The organism is Paraplanobispora takensis (genome assembly GCF_016863195.1).
GTDB lineage: Bacteria > Actinomycetota > Actinomycetes > Streptosporangiales > Streptosporangiaceae > Planobispora > Planobispora takensis.
On the sequence record NZ_BOOK01000004.1, the window covers coordinates 241,775 to 263,460 of the forward strand.

18 protein-coding genes are annotated in these 21,686 nt (G+C 72.3%); 7 read left to right on the forward strand and 11 right to left on the reverse strand.

Annotated features, from left to right (window positions below; genetic code table 11):
• Nucleotides 1–25: 25 nt before the first annotated feature.
• A complete protein-coding gene (locus Pta02_RS03720) occupies nucleotides 26–1,174 on the reverse strand; it encodes a thiolase C-terminal domain-containing protein (RefSeq protein ID WP_373872336.1) in 1,149 nt (382 codons plus the stop codon).
• Between the two features lie 194 nt (nucleotides 1,175–1,368).
• On the opposite strand from Pta02_RS03720, the gene Pta02_RS03725 reads away from it, so the two are divergent.
• Nucleotides 1,369–1,986 (forward strand): flavin reductase family protein, encoded by a 618-nt coding sequence (locus Pta02_RS03725; protein ID WP_203873338.1) that lies wholly within the window; start codon nucleotides 1,369–1,371, stop codon nucleotides 1,984–1,986.
• Entirely contained in the window at nucleotides 1,983–3,149 is a 1,167-nt protein-coding gene (locus tag Pta02_RS03730; RefSeq protein ID WP_239129474.1) for an acyl-CoA dehydrogenase family protein, read from the forward strand. Before Pta02_RS03725 ends, Pta02_RS03730 begins: the two co-directional genes overlap by 4 nt.
• 60 nt (nucleotides 3,150–3,209) lie before the next feature.
• On the opposite strand, the gene Pta02_RS03735 is transcribed toward Pta02_RS03730, so the two are convergent.
• From Pta02_RS03735 to Pta02_RS03755, 5 genes are all read right to left on the reverse strand, one after another.
• On the reverse strand, nucleotides 3,210–4,253 hold the full coding sequence (locus Pta02_RS03735; protein ID WP_203873215.1) for a VWA domain-containing protein: 1,044 nt from the start codon (nucleotides 4,251–4,253) through the stop codon (nucleotides 3,210–3,212).
• Nucleotides 4,254–5,204 (reverse strand): VWA domain-containing protein, encoded by a 951-nt coding sequence (locus tag Pta02_RS03740; RefSeq protein WP_203873216.1) that lies wholly within the window; start codon nucleotides 5,202–5,204, stop codon nucleotides 4,254–4,256.
• Nucleotides 5,205–5,316: 112 nt separating this feature from the next.
• Nucleotides 5,317–6,213 carry a DUF58 domain-containing protein gene (locus Pta02_RS03745; RefSeq protein ID WP_203873217.1) on the reverse strand — a complete coding sequence of 299 codons (897 nt, stop codon included), beginning with the start codon at nucleotides 6,211–6,213 and terminating at the stop codon, nucleotides 5,317–5,319.
• Nucleotides 6,214–6,216: 3 nt separating this feature from the next.
• Nucleotides 6,217–7,206, reverse strand: coding sequence for an AAA family ATPase (locus Pta02_RS03750; RefSeq protein ID WP_203873218.1), 990 nt, complete (start codon nucleotides 7,204–7,206; stop codon nucleotides 6,217–6,219).
• Between the two features lie 37 nt (nucleotides 7,207–7,243).
• Nucleotides 7,244–7,993, reverse strand: coding sequence for a S1C family serine protease (locus Pta02_RS03755; protein WP_239129483.1), 750 nt, complete (start codon nucleotides 7,991–7,993; stop codon nucleotides 7,244–7,246).
• A 247-nt stretch (nucleotides 7,994–8,240) separates the two neighbouring features.
• Here Pta02_RS03755 and Pta02_RS03760 point away from each other — a divergent pair, with 247 nt between their 5' ends.
• The 4 genes from Pta02_RS03760 (at nucleotide 8,241) to Pta02_RS03775 (ending at nucleotide 14,684) form a co-directional block, all read left to right on the forward strand.
• The gene (locus tag Pta02_RS03760) at nucleotides 8,241–8,861 is read left to right on the forward strand and encodes a pentapeptide repeat-containing protein (RefSeq protein ID WP_203873220.1); all 621 of its coding nucleotides are present in this window, start codon (nucleotides 8,241–8,243) and stop codon (nucleotides 8,859–8,861) included.
• Between the two features lie 168 nt (nucleotides 8,862–9,029).
• A complete protein-coding gene (locus Pta02_RS03765; RefSeq protein WP_203873221.1) occupies nucleotides 9,030–10,202 on the forward strand; it encodes an FAD-dependent monooxygenase in 1,173 nt (390 codons plus the stop codon).
• Nucleotides 10,203–10,352: 150 nt separating this feature from the next.
• Nucleotides 10,353–11,651: a DUF2252 domain-containing protein gene (locus Pta02_RS03770; RefSeq protein ID WP_203873222.1), complete on the forward strand. Its 1,299-nt coding sequence runs from the start codon at nucleotides 10,353–10,355 to the stop codon at nucleotides 11,649–11,651.
• Between the two features lie 330 nt (nucleotides 11,652–11,981).
• A complete protein-coding gene (locus tag Pta02_RS03775; protein WP_203873223.1) occupies nucleotides 11,982–14,684 on the forward strand; it encodes a hypothetical protein in 2,703 nt (900 codons plus the stop codon).
• 122 nt (nucleotides 14,685–14,806) lie between these two features.
• Here the strand turns inward: Pta02_RS03775 and Pta02_RS03780 are convergent, their stop codons facing one another.
• From Pta02_RS03780 to Pta02_RS03800, 5 genes are all read right to left on the reverse strand, one after another.
• Nucleotides 14,807–15,775 carry an ABC transporter ATP-binding protein gene (locus Pta02_RS03780; protein ID WP_203873224.1) on the reverse strand — a complete coding sequence of 323 codons (969 nt, stop codon included), beginning with the start codon at nucleotides 15,773–15,775 and terminating at the stop codon, nucleotides 14,807–14,809.
• On the reverse strand, nucleotides 15,772–16,773 hold the full coding sequence (locus tag Pta02_RS03785; RefSeq protein WP_307837443.1) for an ABC transporter ATP-binding protein: 1,002 nt from the start codon (nucleotides 16,771–16,773) through the stop codon (nucleotides 15,772–15,774). Before Pta02_RS03785 ends, Pta02_RS03780 begins: the two co-directional genes overlap by 4 nt.
• Nucleotides 16,774–16,853: 80 nt before the next feature.
• On the reverse strand, nucleotides 16,854–17,732 hold the full coding sequence (locus Pta02_RS03790; RefSeq protein WP_203873225.1) for an ABC transporter permease: 879 nt from the start codon (nucleotides 17,730–17,732) through the stop codon (nucleotides 16,854–16,856).
• A complete protein-coding gene (locus Pta02_RS03795; RefSeq protein ID WP_203873226.1) occupies nucleotides 17,729–18,781 on the reverse strand; it encodes an ABC transporter permease in 1,053 nt (350 codons plus the stop codon). Before Pta02_RS03795 ends, Pta02_RS03790 begins: the two co-directional genes overlap by 4 nt.
• A gap of 6 nt (nucleotides 18,782–18,787) precedes the next feature.
• Nucleotides 18,788–20,632, reverse strand: a complete 1,845-nt coding sequence (locus Pta02_RS03800) for an ABC transporter substrate-binding protein (RefSeq protein WP_203873227.1) — start codon at nucleotides 20,630–20,632, stop codon at nucleotides 18,788–18,790.
• 212 nt (nucleotides 20,633–20,844) lie between these two features.
• On the opposite strand from Pta02_RS03800, the gene Pta02_RS03805 reads away from it, so the two are divergent.
• Nucleotides 20,845–21,606: an SDR family oxidoreductase gene (locus Pta02_RS03805; protein WP_203873228.1), complete on the forward strand. Its 762-nt coding sequence runs from the start codon at nucleotides 20,845–20,847 to the stop codon at nucleotides 21,604–21,606.
• Nucleotides 21,607–21,686: the final 80 nt, after the last annotated feature.

Genomic DNA, 21,686 nt, shown 5'->3' on the forward strand with positions numbered 1-21,686 from the left:
GCCTCCCTCCTCCGCCGGCACGCGCTCACCCCTTCCTGAGGATCAGGGCGGAGGTGGCGGGCAGGATGTAGCCGGGCTGGGCGGTGGACAGCGCCACCTGCGCGCCGTCCACCTGCCGGTCGCCCGCCTCGCCCCGCAGCTGCGAGACGGCCTCGGCGACGTGGTTGATCCCGTGCACGTACCCCTCCGACAGGAACCCGCCGTGCGTGTTGACCGGGACGCCCGCGCCGGAGGCCGCGTACGGCCCGCCCTCCCCCTTGGCGCAGAAGCCGTAGTCCTCCAGCTGGACGATCACCGAGTAGGTGAAGCAGTCGTAGATCTCGGCCACGTCGATCTCGGCCGGCCCGAGGCCCGCCTGCCGGTACAGGCGCGGGGCCATCTCCGCCGCCGCGGTCACCGTGACGTCGCCCCCGCCCCCGGACAGGAAGGAGTCGCCGCCGCCCCAGGCCGCCGCGGAGATCAGCACCGGCGGCCGGCGCAGGTCCCGCGCCCGCTCGGCGGAGGTCACGACCAGCGCGCAGGCGCCGTCGGTCTCCAGGCAGCAGTCGAGCAGCCGGAACGGCTCAGCGATCCAGCGGCTGGCGAGATAGTCGTCGAGCGTGATCGGGGTGCGCATCAGCGCCCGGGGGTTCTTCACGGCGCTGGCGCGCTGCCGTACGGCGAGCTGCCCGAAGTGCTCCTCTTTAGTTCCATATTTCGTCATATGGGCGCGGGCGAACATCGCGTACTGCTGCGGCGGCGCGACGTAGCCGTACGGCGCCTGGTACTGCACCTCCGGACTGACGGGCAGCGCCCGGCCCGTCCCGCCCATCCGGAACTCCGACCGCGCGTTGATCGCCCGGTAGCAGACGACCGTCCGCGCCACCCCGGCCGCGACCGCGAGCGCGGCCTGCCCGATCACCGCGTGGGAGACGCTGCCGCCGCCGAACTGGTCGAGGTGCCAGGCCGGTTCGCGGATGCCGAGGGCGGGGCCGACCACCGACGGGGCGGCGGAGTCGCCGACCCGGTGGGTGGCCAGGCCGTCCACGTCGTCGGCCGTCAGCCCGGCGTCGTCCAGGGCGGCCAGGATCGCCTCGCAGGCGAGGGTCAGCGTGCTGACCCCGGAGTCCTTGGAGAACCGGGTGTAGCCGACGCCCGCGACGGCCGTACGGTCCCGGAATCCCGCCACGCGCACCCCCAGCCATCAAGCAAGCGCTTGGCCAGAGGCTAGATCGGGCGGCTCGCGCGTGTCAACGAAGCACTTTTTCCGGCCCTCCCCTACCATCCAAGCAAGCGCTTGGTAATATGATGGGGACGGCACGCTGCAAGACTGCCGTCACCATCCCCTCGGGGGCCGACCGGGCGCGAATGAGGAGGCGGAACGTGACCATGAGCACCCACGCGGCGCGACTGCTGCACGGCCACCCCCGTGCCCACCAGAACGGGCACGGGCCCACCGTCAACGGAGCCGCCATGCGCAACGGCCTCTCCCCAGGCCTGTCCGACGGATCCGGCGACCGCGGCTCCGCCGTGGACGGCAACCGGTTCCGATCCGTGCTCGGGCACTTCGCCACCGGCGTCGTGGCCATCACCGCGATCGACCCCGAGACGGGCGAGCCCTGCGGCCTGGCCGCCAACTCCTTCACCTCGGTCTCGCTCGACCCGCCCCTCGTGGCCTTCTGCGTGGCCCACACCAGCACGTCGTGGCCGCGCGTGCGCGCCGCCGCGACGCTCACGGTCAACGTCCTGGCCGAGCACCAGCAGCCGGTCTGCGCGGCCCTCGCCAGCAGGGGCGGCGACAAGTTCGCCGACCTCGACTGGGCCGCCTCCCCCTGCGGCAACCCGGTGATCGGCGGCACCCTGGCCTGGATCGACTGCTCCGTCGAGGCGGAGTACCCCGCCGGCGACCACGTCATCGTCGTGGCCCGGGTCCACCAGCTCGACATCCAGGGCGACCGGGGCCCGCTGGTGTTCTTCCGCGGCGGCTACGGCCGCTTCCGCGCATGACCGCTCCCCGGATGACCGAGGACTTCCGCCGGGAGATCCGCTCCTGGCTGGAGGAGCACCTGAACGGGGAGTTCGCCCACGCCCGCGGGCTGGGCGGGCCCGGTCGCGAGCACGAGGGCCACGAGGTGCGCCTGGCCTGGGAGCGGCGGCTCGGCGAGGCCGGGTGGACCTGCCTGGGCTGGCCCAAGGAGCACGGCGGACGCGACGCCACCCTCGCCGAGCAGGTCGTCTTCCATGAGGAGTACGCCCGGGCGGCGGCCCCGGCCCGGGTCGGGCACATCGGCGAGGGCCTCATCGGGCCCACGATCATCGACCACGGCACCGAGGAGCAGAAACGGCGCTTCCTGCCGCCGATCCGGCTCGGCCGGGAGCTGTGGTGCCAGGGATACTCCGAGCCGGAGGCCGGATCCGACCTGGCCAACGTGCAGACCCGGGCGCGCCTGGAGGACGGCGAGTGGGTGATCACCGGTCAGAAGGTGTGGACCTCGCTGGCCCACGTCGCCGACCGGTGCTTCGTGCTGGCCCGCACCGAGCCCGGCTCGCAGCGGCACCGGGGGCTGTCCTACCTGCTGGTCCCGATGGACCAGCCGGGCGTCGAGGTCCGGCCCATCGTCCAGCTGACCGGCACGAGCGAGTTCAACGAGGTCTTCTTCGACGGGGCCCGTACGGCCGCCGCCGACATCCTGGGCGCGCCCGGCGACGGCTGGCGGATCGCGATGGCCACCCTCGGCTACGAGCGCGGCGCCTCCACGCTGGGCCAGCAGATCGGCTTCCAGCGGGAGCTCGCCGAGGTCGTGGAGACCGCCGGGCGCACCGGCGCGGCCGGGGACCCGGTGCTGCGCGACCGGCTGATCCGGTCGTGGCTGGAGCTGCGGATCATGCGCCTGAACGCGCTGCGCACGATGACCTCCCTGTCGGCCGGGGAACCGGGTCCCGAGGTCTCGATCGCCAAGCTCTACTGGTCGGAGTGGCACCGGCGGCTGGGCGAGCTGGCGCAGGCCGTACAGGGCAGGGCGGGGCTGGTCGCCGACGGCCCGCCGTACGAGCTGAACGACCTGCAGAGGCTGTACCTGTTCAGCCGGGCCGACACCATCTACGCCGGGTCCAGCGAGATCCAGCGCAACATCATCGCCGAACGCACCCTGGGCCTGCCCAAGGGGTAGCGAGCGCATCGTGATCCTCGCCGGCCGGATCCGGATGCGGGTGCCGGAGCACGTCCCCGGTCAGCGGGCCGGGGCCCGGGGACGGTTCCACCACAGGGACAGGGACAGGGCCGCGGTGATGAGGACGGCGCCGCCTGCGGCGAAGGCGGCGGCCGCGTCGACCCGCCGGTGGACGACGGTGAAGCTGCCGGGCAGGGCGTTGAGAGCGCTTTGGAGCTGGTCGGCGTTCTCGGCCCGGTGGTAGGAGCCGCCGGTGGTCTGGGCTATCTGTTTGAGTGCGGGCTCGTCGATCATGCGGATGTTGCGGCCTCTGTCGAATCTGCCGCGGCCGCCCCAGCCGCCGAAACCGCGGCCGTCGAACTGGGAGTTGTCGCACACCAGCGGGGCCGGGTTCGTGGTGCCGAAGCCGATGGTGAAGACGCGGACGCGGCGCAGGGCCGCCTCCCGGGCGGCGATCCGGGGGTCGACGCCCTGGGTGTTGGCGCCGTCGGTGAGCACGATGATCGCGGCGCCGGCGTCGCCTTCGCCGTCGCCGGGGGCCGCCCCGCTGGGAGCGACCGACGGGTCGACCTCCGCGATCGCGTCGATCGAGGTGAGCATGGCCTGCCCGATCGCGGTGCCGCGGGCCACGGTGAGGCCCTCCAGCGCCTCGATCAGCGAGTCGGTGTCGTCGGTCGGCGGGACGAGCAGGCCCGCGGTGCCCGCGAAGGTGACCAGGCCGATGCGCGGCCCGCCCCGCTGTGACTCGATGAACTCGGCGGCGGCCTTCTTCGCGGCGGTGATGCGGTTGGGGTCGACGTCCGTGGAGCACATGGAGCCGGAGGTGTCGAGCGCGAGCAGGATCGTCGCCGACGTCCGCGGCACCGGCATCGACGCCTGCGGTCGCGCGGCCCCGACCGTGAGCAGCGCGAGCCCGGCGACGAACAGCGCCGCGGGGATCCTCCGCGTCCAGCGCGTACGGCCGGGCAGGGCGCTGCGGACCAGCGCGATCGAGGTGACGCGCACGGCGGCCTTGCGGCGGCGGCGCCGCGCCCACTCCCGGACGGCGAAGATCAGCGGAATGATCAGGGCCGACAACAGCGCCCACGGCCATGAGAACGTCATTCAGATCACCCGTCCGGATCGGAGCACGGTGAACGCCGCTCCCGCGGTGAGCAGCGCGAGGGCGAGCCCGATCAGCCCGCCGGCGAGGGGCAGCGGCTCGTCGGAGACGGTGAGCCGCAGGTCGATCGTGTCGGCGATCCCGTCGAGCCGCGCGACGTCGGAGGCGGGGTGGTAGGCGCCGCCGGTGGTCTGCGCGATCAAGGTGAGGGTCTCCTCCTCCAGCGAGGTCTGCAGGCGGTAGCCGTCGACCGTGACCGTCGCCCCGGCCGTGGTGCCCACCCCCACGGTGTGGATGTGGACGCCCGCCCGCTGGGCCACGGCGGCGGCCTGTTCGACGTCCGCGCCCTGGTTCTGGCCGTCGGAGAACATCACGATCGTCGCCGACGGCCAGTAGCCGATGTCGGGCGCGGTGCCGTCGCGGCCGACGGCCACCGGCTTGCCGGTGATCGCCGACAGCGAGCCCGTGATGGCCGTGGCCAGCGAGGTGCCGCCGGTGATCTTCAGCCGGTCGATGGCCGCGAGCGCCTTGGCGTGGTCGGCGTCGGGCCGCGCGGTGGTGAGCGCGCCCCGCTCGAACGCGACGACTCCGATGTCGACGCTGTCGGGCTGCGCCGCCACGAAGGCGCGGGCCGCCCGCTGCGCGGCCGCCAGCCGGGTGGGCGCGACGTCCTCGGCCCCCATGCTGTTGGAGACGTCGACGGCGAGGACGACGGTGCCCGCGGTCCGCGGGACCGGCACCATCGCCGCCGGTCCCGCCGTGGCGACCGCGAGCACCCCGACGCCGGCGACCGTCAGGCCGGCTCCGAGGTATGTACGGCGGCCGCCCGCTACGGCGACGCCCGCCGCGGCCAGCGCGGCCGTCCGGCGGCGCGCCGAGACGACGACCCCCCAGGCCAGCGCCGCCGTGATGAGCAGCCCGACGACCAGCAGCAACGGAGAGGACAGGGTCATGTGGCCTCCCCCGCCGGCCTCGCGCCCAGGACGCCGCGTCCGGTGACGGTCCCGGTCATGAGGCCTCCCCCCGGTCCCGTGACCAGGACGCCGCGTCCGGTGACGGTCCCGGTCATGGCGACCGGTCCCGGGTGCGGGCGACGACCTCGACGAGCGCCTCGGCCAGGTCGCGGTCGGTGTCGATGCGGTGGACGGGCACCCCGGCCCGGCGCATGCCCGTCGTGAGCCGGGCGTCGCGGGCGTCGACGGCCTCGCGGAAACGGACCCGCAGCAGCGGGTCGGCGGAGTCGACGACGAGCTGCTCGCCGGTCTCGGCGTCCTCGACCACGATCAGCCCGGCTTCGGGCAGCACGTCGTCGGCGGTGTCCACGATCCGCAGGGCGACCACCTCGTGCCGCCGGACCAGGCGCTGGAGCGCGCGCTCCCAGTCGCCGTCGCCGATGAAGTCCGACAGCACGACGACGAGCGCGCGGCGGCGCGCGAGCCGTCCGGCCGCCTCGAGCATCTCCGCCAGGTCGGTGGTGGTGCCGCCGCGCGCCCCGGTGGCGCCTTCCGCGGTGCGTTCCAGCTCGGCGCCGATCCGCAGCGCGTGCCGCCGGCCGGTGCCGGGCGGCACGACGCGCAGCACCCCGGTGCCGAACAGCAGGGCGCCGACGCGGTTGCCGCCCCGGCCGAACAGCCGGGCGAGGACGAGCGCGAGCTCGGCGAGCACGTCGTGCTTGCCGCGCCCGGGACGGCCGGCCGCCATCGACGCCGACCGGTCGAGCACGAGCCACACCGTCAGCTCGCGGTCCTCGGTGAACACGCGCAGGTGCGGCTCGTCCAGCCGCGCGGTCACGTTCCAGTCGATGTGGCGGGCGTCGTCGCCCTCGCTGTACGCGCGCACCCCGGTGAAGTCGATCCCGGAGCCGCGGTGCGCGGTGCGGTGGTCGCCCTGGAGCCGGCCGTCGAGCCTGCGGACGACCTTCCACTCCAGGCGGAGCAGGAGTCTCTCTGGGGCGGTGGCCATGGCTCAGCGATTCTGCAGGACGACGTCGGGCGCGCGGACGGCCCCGAGCACCCCGGTGATGATCGTGTCGGCGTCGACGTCGTCGGCGAGGGCCTCGTAGGACAGCACGAGGCGGTGGCGCAGCACGTCGAGCGCGATCTCGGACAGGTCGTGCGGCAGGACGTAGTCGCGGCCGCGCAGGAACGCCAGCGCCCGGGCGCCCGTGACGAGCGCGATGGACGCCCGCGGGCTCGCCCCGTAGGTGACGTACCGTTCCAGCTCGCCGAGCCCGGCCGTCGCGGGGGAACGCGTCACGGCGACCAGCCGTACCGCGTAGTCGACGATCGCCGGATCGACGTACACCTGCCGGGCGCGGGCCCGCATCGCGATCAGGTCCTCGGTCGTCACCGTCGGCTGCGGCGGCTCCGGCGGGCGCAGCGCCCGCGCGACGATCGCCTGTTCCTCGGGCTGGGTCGGATAGTCGACGACCACCTTCATCATGAAACGGTCGACCTGCGCCTCGGGCAGCGGGTAGGTGCCCTCCGACTCGATCGGGTTCTCCGTCGCCATGACCAGGAACGGCTCGGGCACCCGGAACGTCTCACGGCCGATCGTCACCTGGTGCTCCTGCATCACCTCCAGCAGGGCGCTCTGCACCTTGGCGGGGGCGCGGTTGATCTCGTCGGCCAGCAGCAGGTTCGCGAACACCGGGCCGAGCTCGGTCCGGAACTCCCCGGAGTGCTGGTGGTAGACCCGCGTGCCCACGAGGTCGGCGGGCACCAGGTCGGGGGTGAACTGGACGCGCTGGAAGCTCCCGGCGATCGCGGCGGCCAGCGACCTCACCGCGAGCGTCTTGGCCAGGCCCGGCACGCCCTCCACCAGCAGGTGGCCGTCGGCGATCAGCGCGACGGCCATGCGCTCCAGCAGGACGTCCTGCCCGACGATCGTGCGTTTGACCTCGAACAACACCTGTTCGAGCGGATGGGCCGGATCGAGGGGCTTGGTCGAGGTCATATGGTGATCCTTCTCCTGACGCTTCGGTCGGCTTCGGTCAGATCAGGGGCCCGTCCCCCGGCGGGCCGTCGCCTTCGCCGCCGCCCAGGGCCGCGCCGATCGGCACCGCGAACGCGATGCCGGCGAACGCCTCGTCCCCTCCCGGGTCGGCGATCGAGACGACGATCCCGACGACCAGGCCGCGGGCGTCCAGGAGGGGCCCGCCGGAGCTGCCCGGGTTGACGGAGGCGTCGAACTGGATGAGCCCGCTCAGGTCGCCGTCCTCGGCGGTCCGGCCGGCGGTCCGGTCGAGGCCCGACACGACGCCGGTGGAGACGCTGTAGGTCAGGCCCAGCGGATTGCCGATCGCCACGACGGGCGCGCCCACGGCCACGGCGCCGCCGAGCGTCGCCGGGACGACGATCTCCGGCAGCTGCGCGGGCTTGAGGGTCGCGACGTCGCGCCCGGGGTTCGACGACGCCACGACGGCCTTCGACTTGGTGCCGTCGGCGAAGGTCAGGGTGACCTCCTCGGCGCCTTTGACGACGTGGTGCGCCGTCAGGACCGTCCCGTCCTCGGCCGCGATCACCCCGGTCCCGAGCGAGCGCCCGGCCCGGACGACCACCACCGACGGCCCGACCCTCTCGTAGACGTCGGCCACCGTGAGCGTCGCGCCGGGCGTCGGCGTCGCGCTCGGCGCGGACCCGGCCACTTCGCCGCCCCCGCCGCCGCCCAGCCGGTACGCCAGCACCGCCACGAGGACGAGCGCGACACCCCCGACGGCGAACCGCCGGGTTCTCCCGGCCACGGCCCCCTGAGCTGCCTGAGCCCCCTGAGCCTCAGCCGTACCGGCCTCCTGCGGTACGCGCTCCATCGCCCCATACTCATAAATCTCTATCGAAAGTGCCACAAACTTCACCTGGGAACTTCATGAGAAACGGTTCCCTCGGCTCCCCGCGTGATCGCCGTCCGGGAACTGTCGGTACGGCGTGGCAGGATCCGGCGGGTGATCTGCATCCGAAGCTCCGCCCCCGGTTCCCCCCGGAGCGCCGCCCATGGCTGAGCGCGAACACGGCGTGCCCGCGCCCGCGACCGAATCGACGATCAGCGGCGAAGACTGGGACAGCGAGGACCTGGCCGACCGCTCCTACGAGCGGGTCGCCTTCATCGACGTGGACATGACCGAGGCGACCAGCCGCGGCGCGGTCTTCACCGAGTGCACCTTCCGCAACGTCCGGTTCAACGCCTCCACCCACACCGAGAGCGCGTTCCTGAACTGCACCTTCACCCGGTGCGCGTTCTTCGACGCCACCTTCACCGACTGCAAGCTCGTCGGCAGCGTGTTCGACGGCTGCACCTTCGAGCTGCTGAAGGTCTCCGGCGGCGACTGGTCCTACACCGGCCTGTCCGGGGCAGGCCTGCTCGGCGTCTCCTTCGGTGACGTGCGGATGCGCGAGGCCGACCTGACCGGGGCGCGGTGCGAGCGGGCCACGTTCCGGGGGGTCGACCTGTCCGGGGCGTGGCTGCACGGCGCCGACCTGACCCGCTGCGACCTGCGCGGCAGCGACCTGTCGGCGGTCGACCCGCTCAACGTCACGCTGAAGGGCGCGGTGGTCGACCTCGCGCAGGCGGTCACGATCGCCACCGTGCTCGGCCTCGACGTCCGCTCGGACTGAGCCGCCCGCTCCGCAGGGGGAGGCACGGCGGGTGTCCGCACGCACCGCGCCCGATCCCGCCGTCCGGTCCCCGTCAGCGGCCGGTAGGCGGCCCGTCAGCGTCCTCCCCCAGTCTTCAGATCACCGGGTCCGCGTCCGCGGATCCGGGCCTGACGACAGGGGGACCCCGTGAAGAGCGCGTCCGTTCTCATCTCCGGCGCCGGCATCGCCGGGCCCGCGCTGGCCTTCTGGCTGCACCGCCGCGGCTTCACCGTGACGGTGGTGGAGCGGGCCGCGGCGCTGCGGGAGGGCGGCCAGGCGGTCGACTTCCGCGGCGCGGCGCACATGGGCATGCTGCGGCGCATGGGGGTGCTGGAGGACATCCGCCGGTTGCGCACCACCCCGGGCCCGCTGACCGTCGTCGACGGGCAGGGGAGGCCGCTGGCGAGCCTGCCGCCGGAGTTCACCGGAGGCGAGGTGGAGATCCTCCGCGGCGACCTCAGCCGCCTGCTGTACGACAGGACCCGCGACGACGCCGAGTACCTCTTCGGCGACTCCATCGCCTCCATGACCGAGACCCCCGGCGGGGTGGACGTCGCCTTCGAGAGCGGCGCCCGCCGTACCTTCGATCTGGTGGTGGGCGCCGACGGCCTGCACTCCACCGTGCGCAGGCTGGCCTTCGGGCCCGAGGAGCGGTTCGTGCACCCCTCCGGCTACTACGTCGCGATCTTCACCACCCCCGACGACCTCGGTCTCGGGCCGGGCTCGCTGATGTACACCGAGCCCGGCAGGTCCCTGGCCGCGGGCGACGAGCGCGGCCGTACCGGCGTCATGTGCGTCTTCTCCGCCGAGCACCCGCCGGGCGGCGACCACCGCGACACCGGGCGGCAGCGCCGCTTCCTGGCCGACGTCTACGAGGGCATGGGCTGGGAGGCCGCGCGGCTGATGAAGGGCGTGCGGGAGGCCGGGGACCTCTATTTCGACGCGATCGGCCTGGTCCGCATGGAGCGCTTCACCCGGGGACGGGTGGCGCTGCTCGGGGACGCCGGGTACGGCGCCACCTGCGGCGGCATGGGCGCGGGGATGGCCATGATCTCCGCCTACGTGCTGGCCGGCGAGCTGGCGGCGGCCGGGGGCGGGCACCGTACCGGCCTGGCCCGCTACGAGCAGGAGATCCGCGGCTACGCCAGGGCCTGCCAGAAGGTCGCGGGCAATGTCGGCCCGTTCTTCGCCCCGCCCACCGACAGGAAGATCCGCAACCGCAACCGGACCTACCGGATCCTGTCCTCGCCCATCATGTCCGCCCCTTTCAACAGGCTGACCACCAGGGCGGCGAACTCGATCAAGCTGAAGGACTACTGAGGACCCCGCGCGGCGATGACGACGAGGCGACGGCACCCGGCCTATCTCGGGGAGCGCCGACCGGCCTGTCGCAAAAAGTCATTGATACGTTCCAAAATCACGGGCTTTCCCATCTGGCGCAGTGCCGTTCCCCGGTCTAGCGTGCGCAGCATGACCACCGAAGGGCGCTCGGCCCACATCCTCGACGTCCTGACCACCGAGTTCGGTGACGCCATCGCGCTCGACCCACCCGCCTTCCGGCGCAAGTTCCGGAAGATGGCCGCCTCGCCCTTCGCCTTCTACCGGGGCAGCGCCAGCCTGTTCTACGCGGACATGACCGGCTCGTTCGCCGACGAGGCGTTCCTGGAGGACAGGACGAGCCGGGTGTGGATCCACGGCGACCTGCACGCCGAGAACTTCGGCACCTACATGAACGCCTCGGGCGTGCTGGTCTTCAACGTCAACGACTTCGACGAGGCCTACGTGGGCCCGTACGTGTGGGACCTCAAGAGGTTCGCCGCCAGCGTCGCGCTGATCGGCTACGCCAAGGCCCTGTCGGATGAGACCATCGGCGAGCTGGTCGCCCGCTTCTCCCAGGCCTACCTCGCCGAGCTGCACGGCATCTCGCACGGCGGCGACGACGCCATCGGCGCGCTGACCCTGGAGACCACCAGCGGCGTGCTGCACCGGGTGCTCCAGCAGGCCCGCCTGCACACCCGGGTGGCCCTGCTCGACGTGGAGACCACGATCGAGAACTACGACCGCCGCTTCACCGTCATGGAGGGGCGCTATCCGGTCGACGAGGAGACCCGCAAAACGGTCGAGACCGCCTTCCTGGACTATCTGACCACGCTCCCCTCGGTCTCCGAGGTCGAGCACACGATCAAGGACTTCGCCCTGCGCAAGGGGGTCGGCATCGGCTCCGCCGGGCTGCCCTCCTACAACATGCTCCTGGAGGGCCACACCCAGGCGCTGGAGAACGACGTCATCCTCTACATGAAGCAGGCCCAGGTCCCGGCCGTGGCCCGGTACATCACCGACGAGAAGGTGCGCGGCTACTTCAAGCACCAGGGGCACCGCACCGCCGAGTCCCAGCGGGCCCTGCAGGCCTACGCCGACCCGTGGCTCGGCTACACCACGCTGAACGGCGTCGGCCAGATGGTCGCCGAGGTCTCGCCGTACTCCACCGACCTCGACTGGGGCGACGTCAACGAGCCCGAGGAGCTGGCCTCGGTGGTGGGCGACCTGGGTACGGCGGTGGCGCGCATGCACTCGGTGGCCGACGACGAGTCCAGCCACGACCTGGTCGACTTCTCCACCGAGGACGCCATCGTGTCGGTGATCGACGGCGACGAGAAGGGCTTCACCGCCATGCTGGTCGACTTCGCCCACGCCTACGGCGCCCAGGCCAGGACCGACCACCAGCTCTTCGTCGACCTGTTCCGCAACGGCCGCCTGCCCGGCCTCTGACCCGGCCCCGGGATCGACCGGGGCTCTCAGTCCCCGCGTGATGTACGGAAATGGCCGCATTCGGACGTTGACGGGTGGATCGGTCCAGCACACGATTCATTCGTGGTGTCCGGGATCGTCGTGCCCGCCCATCCGGGAGAACCGGAACACGTGCACAGCCGCCTGTAGCCAGTGGTTGACCAGGTGCGGCGATGGTCGCGTCAGATGATCGCCTGCCCGCCTCCTTTCCCGGTCGTCTCGGGAGCGTCCGGCCGTACGCGCCGGTCATCTTCCGCATGCCGGGGCCCTGCCCGGGCCATCGGCGGTTCGAGGAGAGGGAGAGGCTGCACCATGGGGTTCTTACGAGCGAAGACCACGGGGTTCGCGGGAGTCTTCCACACGCGGGAGTCGCAGTGGAGGGCGATGTTCCTGCGGGGCGAGCAGGTCGCGCTGGTCGGCCAGCAGGCGCTGGTGTCACAGGGGCCGCTGACGCAGCAGTTCGGCGGGAAGCTGAACGGCCTGCCCGAGCCGTTCGCCAGCTGCAGCGAGGCGGCGATCATGGCGACCGCCTCCGACGGCGTACGGCGCACCGTGTTCATCGCCGGTGACATGTGCGTGGACTGGAAACACGGCGTCGGCGCCCAGTACACGGGACTGCTCACCGGCCTGGCGAACTTCGGTTCCCACCTGCCGGCGGAGTTCCGCAGCGACGTCGACGTCCTGCTGCAACGGCCGAGCGTCAACCCGGTGGTCACGCTGCTGATCAAGGGCGACCGGTGCACATCGATCACCTGGGGCAAGGGGGCCACCTATACGGGGCCGCTGTCAGGGCTGCCCGAAGCCGGGTGGAAGAAGCTGCCCGCCGACATGCGCGGCGACTTCGACCACGCCGTCATGCTCCCCAACGCCGACGGCAACTTCCAGACCCTGTTCGTCAAAGGCGACCGGGCGATGCAGTTCGACTGGATCAAAGGCCCCAAGAGCATCGGCGCCTACGCCGAGGTGCTGGCCGGGCTCGGCGCGCTGCCCGCCGAGTACCGGCGGCTGCGGCTCCCGGCCGCCGGGCGTTTCACCGGCACCACCGCCGCGGGCGATTCGAAGGTCGAGCTGCGCGTCGACCTGGCCGGCGAGAAGCCGGTGGTGTCCGGAGACTTCTTCGACCTCGCCGACGGCGTGGAGACCTACGCCACGTCGTTCATCCTGGACGGCGGCACGGCCGTCGCCCTGCCCGCCACCATCATCGGCACGGTGACGAAGTCGGATGAGTCCGGGCCGCCGGTGCAGTCGGTGGAGGTCGACAAGCTCGCCCCCGGCGGCATCGCCACGCTCACCCTCACCGGATCGGACGGAGCCGGCCCCACCGTCTACACCTGCGACTACGTCTCGCGGTTCCTGCGGACCATCGACTGGGAGATCGACTACGTCAAGGACACCGAACCACCCGGCCAGTACGCCACCACCGAGCACCAGCCGCTCCCGGCCGGACTGGACAAGAAGATCATCACTGTCCAGTCGGCCTTCGCCGACGCCGGAATCGAACTGCGCATGGCGGGCAAGCCCAACGAGGTGCCCGTATCCGAGGCGGGCGAGGACAGGCACTGGTCGGCGGCCGAACTGCACGCCGCGATGGCCGGCCACTTCAGCCTGTACCGCGACGAGCCGCAATGGAAGTTGTGGAATTTCATCGCCGACAGCTACATCAACGCCGAAGGCAAGATCGACGAGGCCGACGGCGTCATGTTCGACGACACCGACGACGTCCCGCGGCAGGGCGTGGCCACCTTCTACAACGTCATGAAAACGGCCGACACGCTCGGCACGCGCGACGAGTTGTTCACCTACATCCACGAGATCGGCCACGCTCTCAACCTGGCCCACTCCTGGCAGAAGGACGAGAACATCCCCCCGTCACCGCTGGGCCCGTGCAAGGGCTACGGCGACAAGTCGTTCATGAACTACCAGCAGGACTACAGGGAGGACCCGGCGGCGACGGAGGGCGACGAGGCGCTCTTCTGGAAGGTGTTCACCTGGCGGTTCACCCCCGACGAGCTCCGGCACCTGCGCCACGGCTTCTACTCCGACGTCGTCTTCGGCGGCTCGGACATGCACACCGGCGGCGCCCACCTGGCCGACCTCGCCCCGCCCGCCCCCAGCCGGTCCGGGTTGCGCGTGCAGCTGTCGGGCCGCGAGGCCTTCTCCCACGGCGAGCCCGTCACCGTCGAGATCAAGGTGTCCCTGGACGGCAGCCGTCCCACGGCCCAGGCCGCCGACGACCTCACCCCGGGAGGCGGCCACCTGTCCGTCCTGGTCACCGACCCGGCCGGGCAGGTCCGCCCCTTCCGGCCGATCGCCCGCCCCTGCGGCGGCCACCGCGCCGTCACCCTCGACGCCACCACCCCGGCCCTGTACGGCAGCGCCTACCTCGGCTACGGCGCCGCCGGCTTCACCTTCCCCCAGCCCGGCACCTACCGGCTGCAGGCCCGCTACCGGGCACCCGACGGCTCCACCGTCGTCTCACCCGACCACTCCGTCCAGATCAACCCGCCCGCCGACGAGGCCGACCGGGCCGCCGGCGACCTGCTGCTGGGCGACCAGCAGGGCACCCTGCTGGCCCTGCGCGGCTCCGACGCCCCCCAGCTCGCCGACGGCAACGCCGCCCTCGACCGGCTCATCGCCGACCACCCCGACCACCCCCTGACCGTCCACGCGCGCCTGGCCAAGGGCGCCAACGCCGGACGCCACTTCCTCACCCTGACCGACGACGGCATCACCGTGCGCACCGCCGACACCGAGACCAGCATCGACCAGCTCAACGCGGTCGTGGAAACCACCCTCGACCCCGGCACCGACGCGGGCGTCGACAACATCACCCTGAATGAGGCCATGCGCCGCCTGGCCCGCGCCCACGCCCGCGGCGGCGACCTCAAAGAGGCCGACGCCGTCCTGGACCAGCTCGTCGAGACCTTCCGCGTCAAGGACGTCCCCGGCCCCGTCCTGGCCACCGTCAACGAGCAGGCCGAAACGACCCGCGCCCAGCTCCACGCACAACCCTGACCGACACCCCGGGGCCGCGGGACCACCGGGCCCCGCGGCCTTCCGACACTCCGGTGCGGCTTCGCGATCCACGACGATCCCGGCCCCGCGGCGGCCCCGATGTGGTGGAGCACCGGGCGGGCTCAGAGCCGGGGCTGACGGGCCCGCGCGTAGTGGCAGGCGGCCTGCAGGGCGGCCGAGGACGGCAGGACCTCCAGCGGCTGCGACCGGCACAGCCCGTCGACCCCGGCCTCGGCCGCCTTCCCCGCGGCCAGGACGTGGCAGCGGGGGTGGAAGCGGCAGCCGCCGGGGATGCGGGTCGGGTCGGGCGGCTCGCCGCTCAGCACGATGGGCGCGGGCGACTCCGGGAGCACCGAGAGCAGCGCCTGCGTGTAGGGGTGGGAGGGCGCGCTCAGCACCTGCTCGACGGGGCCCGACTCGACGATCCTGCCGAGGTACATCACCGCGACCCGGTCGGCGATGTTCCACGCCAGGCCGAGGTCGTGGGTGACCACCAGCGCCGACAGGCCCAGCTCCGCGCGCAGGCGCAGCAGCAGGGCGAGGATCTCGCCGCGGACGGAGGCGTCCAGGGAGGCCACCGGCTCGTCGGCGACCAGGACCTCGGGGTCCAGGGCGAGCGCCCCGGCGATGACCACGCGCTGGCGCTGGCCGCCGGACAGCTCGTGCGGGTACACCGGGAAGAACCGCTCGGGCGGCCGGAGCCCGGCCCGCGACAGCGCCGAGGCGACCCGCTCCCGCTCGTCGCGCAGGCCGTGGATGCGCGGCCCCTCGGCCACCGCCTCGTAGACCGTGTGCCGGGGGTTGAGCGAGCCGGTCGGGTCCTGCGGCACCAGCTGGACCTCGCGGCGGTAGGCCTTGAGCGCGCGGGCGGAGTAGGCCAGGGGCGCCCCGCCGTACAGGACCGTGCCCGAGGCGGGCCGCTCCAGCCCGAGCAGGGTGCGTGCCAGCGTCGTCTTGCCGCAGCCCGACTCGCCCACCAGCGCGACGATCTCGCCCTCGCCGACGGTGAGGTCGACCCCGTCCACGGCCCGGGCCCGCCGCCCGCGGGAGGCGAACTCCACGTGCAGGTCTCTGGCTTCGAGCAGGGTCATGCGCTCTCCTCCTCCGGCTCCGGCAGGACGTGGACGCACGCCGCGGTGTGCCGGGTCTCCGTGCTCCGGGTGACGTGATCCGCGGGATCCACGGCGGCGCCGTCCGCCGGCCACAGCTCGACCTCCCGCCACGCGCAGGACGGCAGGGCCACCGGGCAGCGCGGGTGGAAGGAGCAGCCGCCGGGCAGCCGCATCGGGTCGGGCGGGTCGCCGCCCAGGCCCCGGGGCGCCATCCGGGAGGAGGGGTCGCCGACCGTGGGGAACGCCTCGGCCAGCGCCCTGCCGTACGGGTGCCGGGCGCCGGTGAAGACCTCGCGCGCCGGTCCCGTCTCGACCACCCGCCCGGCGTACATCACCGCCAGCCGGTCGCACGTGGCGGCCAGGACGGACAGGTCGTGCGAGATCATGATCAGGCCGATGCCCCGGTCGGCGATGAGCGAGCGGATCAGCGTGAGCACCTGCGCCTGGATCATCACGTCCAGGGCCGTCGTCGGCTCGTCGGCGATGATCAGGCGGGGCGAGCAGGCCAGCGCCATGGCGATCATCACCCGTTGACGCTGCCCGCCGGACAGCTCGTGCGGGTAGCTCCTGGCCCGCCAGGCGGGCAGGCCGACCTGCTCCAGCAGCCCGGCCACCCGCGTGCGCGCCTCGGCCGGCGCGGCGATGCCGTGCACCAGCAGCGGCTCGGCGATCTGCTCGCCGACCCGGCGCACCGGGTTCAGCGCGTGCTGGGCCCCCTGGAAGACCACCGAGGCCGAGGCCCACCGCACCGCGCGCAGCCGTCCCCAGTTCATCCGGAGCACGTCCTCGCCGTCCAGCAGGATCTCCCCGGTGACCCGGGCGCTCTTGGGCAGCAGCCGCAGCAGCGTCATGGCCAGGGTCGACTTGCCCGACCCCGACTCCCCCGCCAGGCCCAGGGCCTCGCCCTCGGCCACCTCCAGCGAGATCCCGCGCACGGCGGGCACGTCCCCGGCGGCGCTCCGGTAGGTGACCGCCACATCCCGCAGCTCCAGCAGCCTCCCCGGCCGCGTCTCCGGTCGCGTCTCCGGCTGTGTCCCCGGTTGTGTCCCCGACGATGTCACGCGACCCCCCGCAGGCGTGGGTTGAGCACGGCCTCCAGCGCCCGGCCGCAGAACGTGAACGCCAGGACGACCGCGACGATGCACAGGCCCGGCGGCAGGACGTACCACCACGCGCCGGAGGTGACCGCCCCCCAGTCGTAGGAGCCGCGCAGCATGCTGCCCCACGACGCCTGCCCCGCGTCCGCGCCGAGGAAGGCCAGGGTCGACTCGGTGACGATGGCGCCGGCCACCGTGAGCGTGGTGTTGGCCAGCACGAGCGGGGCGACGTTGGGCAGCACGTGCCGGGTCATGACGTGCCAGTGCCCGGCGCCGAGCACCCGCGAGCGCTCGACGTACGGCCTGGCCTCCACGGCCAGCGTCTGGGCCCGGATCAGCCGGGCCGTCGCCGCCCAGGAGGTCACCCCGATCGCCAGGATGATCGTGGAGGTGCCGCCGCCGAGGATGGCCGCCAGCACCAGGGCGAGCACGAGCGAGGGCAGGACCAGGAACCAGTCCGTGATCCGCATCAGCACCGCCGACGACCAGCCCCGGAAGTGCCCGGCGGTGATCCCGGTGACCGTGCCGATGACCATGCTGAGCAGCGCCGCCAGGAAGCCGATCAGCAGCGACACCCGCGAGCCCCACAGGATCATCAGCAGGATCGAGCGGCCCGACTCGTCGGTGCCCAGCGGGAACTGCGCGCTCGGCGGCGCCATCTTGGGTCCCGTCGCCTTGGTCACGTCCAGGCCCGACGGGTCGGTGACCAGGGGTGTGACCAGGGCCAGCAGGACGAACACGGCCAGGATCGCGGCGCCGTACAGCCCGGCCCGCTGGGCGCGGTAGTCCCGCCAGAACCGCATCAGCGCTCTCCGGCGGCGCGCCGCCGTCTCACTCATGCGGACCTCACCCGGGGGTCCAGGACGTGGTACAGCACGTCGGCCAGCGTGTTCATGATGATCACCGCGACGCACAGGACCATGAACGTCCCCTGCATCACGGCGAAGTCCGGGCCCTTGATCGCCTCGTAGAACAGCAGGCCCAGGCCCGGCCAGGAGTAGACGGTCTCGGTGGTCACCGCGCCCTGCACCACCAGCCCGATGTGCAGGAAGACCAGCGTCACCGTGGGCAGCAGGGCGTTGGGCACGGCGTGGCGGCGGCGCACCTGGGCGTCGCGCAGCCCCTTGGCGCGCGCGGTGGTCACGTAGTCCTGGCCGATCTCGTCGAGCAGCGAGGAGCGCATGACCACCAGGTACTGCGCGTAGACCACCGCGACCAGGGTGATGCACGGCAGCACCAGGTGGTGGGCGACGTGCAGCAGGTACATCGGGCCGTCCGGCGCGTCGACGTCCTCCATGCCTCGGGTGGGGAAGATGCCCGGGATCGGGCCCACCCCGGCCGCGAACACCATCAGCAGCAACAGCCCGAGCCAGAACGTCGGCACCGACCACAGGGTCAGCGAGATCCCGGTGGAGAAGCGGTCCAGCCGTCCCCCGTGGTTCCAGGCGGCCCGGGTGCCCTGCCACAGGCCCAGGGTGACGGCGATCACCAGGCCGGTGCCGACCAGCAGCAGGGTCGGCCCCAGCCGCTCGCCGATGAGCTCGGCGACCGGCCGGCGGTACTCGTAGGAGGTGCCGAGATCGCCCTGCAGCGCCCTGGCCACGAAGTCCAGGAACTGCTCGGGCAGCGGCCGGTCCAGCCCCATCTGGCGGCGGAGCAGGGTCAGCTGGTCCGGGGTGAGCGGCACGTCCCGGGTGTAGGCGATCGCCGGGTCGCCGGGGATCAGCCGGAACAGGAAGAAGGTCGCGACGACGACCATGCCGATGCTCAGCAGCGCGCCGCCGAGCTTGGCCAGCGCGTATCCGAGCGCGCCCCGCCGGGCGCCGCGTCCATCCTCCGGGCCCGCCGCCGGACCGGCGGCGGGCTCGATCTCGATGGGTGCCGTCATCGGCGCTCACTCACGGTCGTCGTCACCCTTGCGGCGCAGCCGCGCCATCAGCACGAGTCCCAGGCCGAAGACGACCACGACGCCCGCCGCGGTCGCCACGACGGCGGTGGTGAAGGGACCGGCGCCGCCGTCGTCCGAGGGGGCCGGGCCGGCCGGCGCCTGGAGCGAGTAGACGGGCCAGTAGCCGCTGCCGCCGTACAGGATGCCCTTGTCCTCCGGGATCGGGGTGATCGAGGTGATCCGGTCCTTGCGGTAGCCCTCCAGGTTGTTCGGGTAGTAGACGGCGATGATCGGCGCGTCGGTGTAGAGCTTCTCCTGCATCTGCTTCATCAGCGCGATGCGCTTGGGCCGGTCGAGCTCGGCCAGCTGCTGCCGGTAGAGCTTCTCGTACTCCTCGTTGCAGTAGAACGACTCGGTGCCGCCGCCCTCACCGGCCGCCGTCGGCCGCCGGCTGCACAGGTGGGTGGCGAAGACCTCCTCGGGGTCCGGGTTGACCGACCAGCCGCTGATGGCGATGTCGTACAGCGCGGTGCTCCCGGTCTCCTCGGTGAACTTGTTGGAGTCGAGCTTGCGCGTGGTCAGCTGGATGCCGATGTCCTTGAGCCAGCCGGTGAGGAACTGGGCGAGCTTGTCCTCGATGGGGTCCTCGGTGTGGATGCTGAAGCGCATCTCCAGCTTCCGGTCCCCGTCCGGCATGGTGCGGATGCCGTCGGCGCCCTTCTTGTAGCCCGCGTCGTCGAGGATCTTGTTGGCCCGGGCCGGGTCGAAGCTCACCCGCGTGTCGCCCTCGGCCTGCCAGAAGAAGTCCTTGTACATCGGCGGGACGATCGAGCCGTCGGCGGGCACGGCCAGGCCGTTCTGCACCTGGTCGACCAGGGCCTTCTTGTCGATCGCGTGGTGGATCGCCTGGCGCACCTTCACGTCCTTCAGCGCCGGGTGGCCGTCGCCGATCGCCTCGCCGTCGGCGGTGGCCGCCCCGGGGTTGAGCTGCAGATAGCTCGCCCGGCGGCCCTGGGTGTTCCACTGCACGATGTTCGGGTCGCCGGCCAGGGCCTGGAACTGCGGGCCGGCCAGCCGGCCGATCCAGTCGATGTCGCCCTTCTTCAGCCCGACGTTGGCCGCCTCGGGGTTCTCGTAGAAGATCACGTGCAGCTCGTCGATCTTGGGGGCGCCGCGCCAGTAGGCCGGGTTGGCCTTCAGCTTCACGTAGGCGTTCTTCTTGTGCTCGACCGCGATGTAGGGTCCGTCGCCGACGGCCGGGTACTGCTCGGCCTCGTAGGTGCCGACGTCGGGGACCTTCTCCCAGACGTGCTTGGGCACGATCGGGATCGGCAGCTCCAGCATCGAGGCCTGCGGCTGCTTGGTCTTGATGACCAGCGTGCGGTCGTCGGAGGCGGTCACGCTCTCGAAGTTCTCCACCGCCGGGCCGTTGGCCGTCTTCGCCCCGTCGTCGGTCATGATCTTGTTGAGGGTCCACGCCGCGTCCTGCGCGGTGACCGGCGTGCCGTCGGACCACTTCGTGTCGCGGATCTTGAAGGTCCAGGTGAGCTTGTCGTCCGAGGTCTGCCAGGACTCGGCCAGGTCGGGACTGGGCTGGAGGGTCTTGGAGTCGGGAGTCGTCAGGTAGGCGTACATCCACCGGTGGACCGAGGTCGAGATCACCCGGACCGCCAGGAAGGGGTTCATCGAGTCGATGGCCTGGATCGCCCCCAGCCGGACGATCCTCTTGCCTTCCGCGGGTTCCTGTACGGCCTGCGCCCGAGCCTGCCCGGCCTGCGCGGCGGTCGCGGGGAAAGCCGCGAGCGACAGCGCCAGTCCCAGCGCCGCCAGCCGCCCGCCCAATCTGGTCATGGTGGTTCCTCACCTTCCAACCAGTGAATCGTTGTAGTCGAAGGCACACCCTGGCGGGGGGACATGTCAACGAGTCGTGGAAGATTGTTTCACTCTTGTGTTTTACCCCGACATTATTTTTCAACCCCCGCGAAGTCCGGCGAGGGCGGTGTGACGAGGAACCGACCAGTCGGTATGGACGGCGCGGCAGCCGTACGGCATGCTTACCGAACATGAGTCTGTTCTCTGTGGAAGGCAAGAAAGTCGTGGTCACGGGCGGTTCCCGCGGGATCGGCCGGATGATCGCAGAGGGGTTCGCCCGGGCGGGGGCGACGGTCTACATCTCCTCGCGCAAGGCCGCCGAGGTGGAGAAGACGGCCGCCGAGCTGGGGTGCGTCGCCGTACCGGCCGACCTGTCCACCGAGGAGGGCGTCACCGCGCTCGTGGAGGCGGTCTCCGCCCGCGAGGACCGGCTGGACGTCCTGGTCAACAACGCCGGGGCGACCTGGGGCGCGCCGCTGGAGGAGTATCCCGGGCACGCCTTCGACAAGCTCTGGGGCGTCAACGTCAAGGGCGTGTTCTATCTGACCCAGCGGTTCCTGCCGCTGCTGCGCGCCGCCGCCTCCGCCGAGGACCCGGCCCGGGTCGTCAACATCGGGTCCGTGGACGGCATCCGGGTGCCCGCGCTGGAGACCTATGCCTACTCCACGACCAAGGCCGCCGTGCACATGCTCACCCGCCAGCTGGCGCACCGGCTCGCGAACGAGTCGATCACGGTCAACGCGATCGCGCCCGGCCCGTTCGACTCCAAGATGATGGCCTTCGCCCTCGACGACCCGGGCACCCGCGACGCGATCGCGTCGAGCGTGCCGCTCGGCCGGATCGGCCGCCCGGAGGACATGGCGGGCACCGCCATCTATCTCGCCTCGCGGGCGGGCTCCTATCTGACCGGGGCCGTGATCCCGGTGGACGGCGGCATCACCACCCACGGCTGAGCCGTCCGGCACCGAACGGCCCGGCACCGAACGGCCGGGCGCCGAGCAGTCGAGCACAGAACCGGCCGGGTACCGATCGG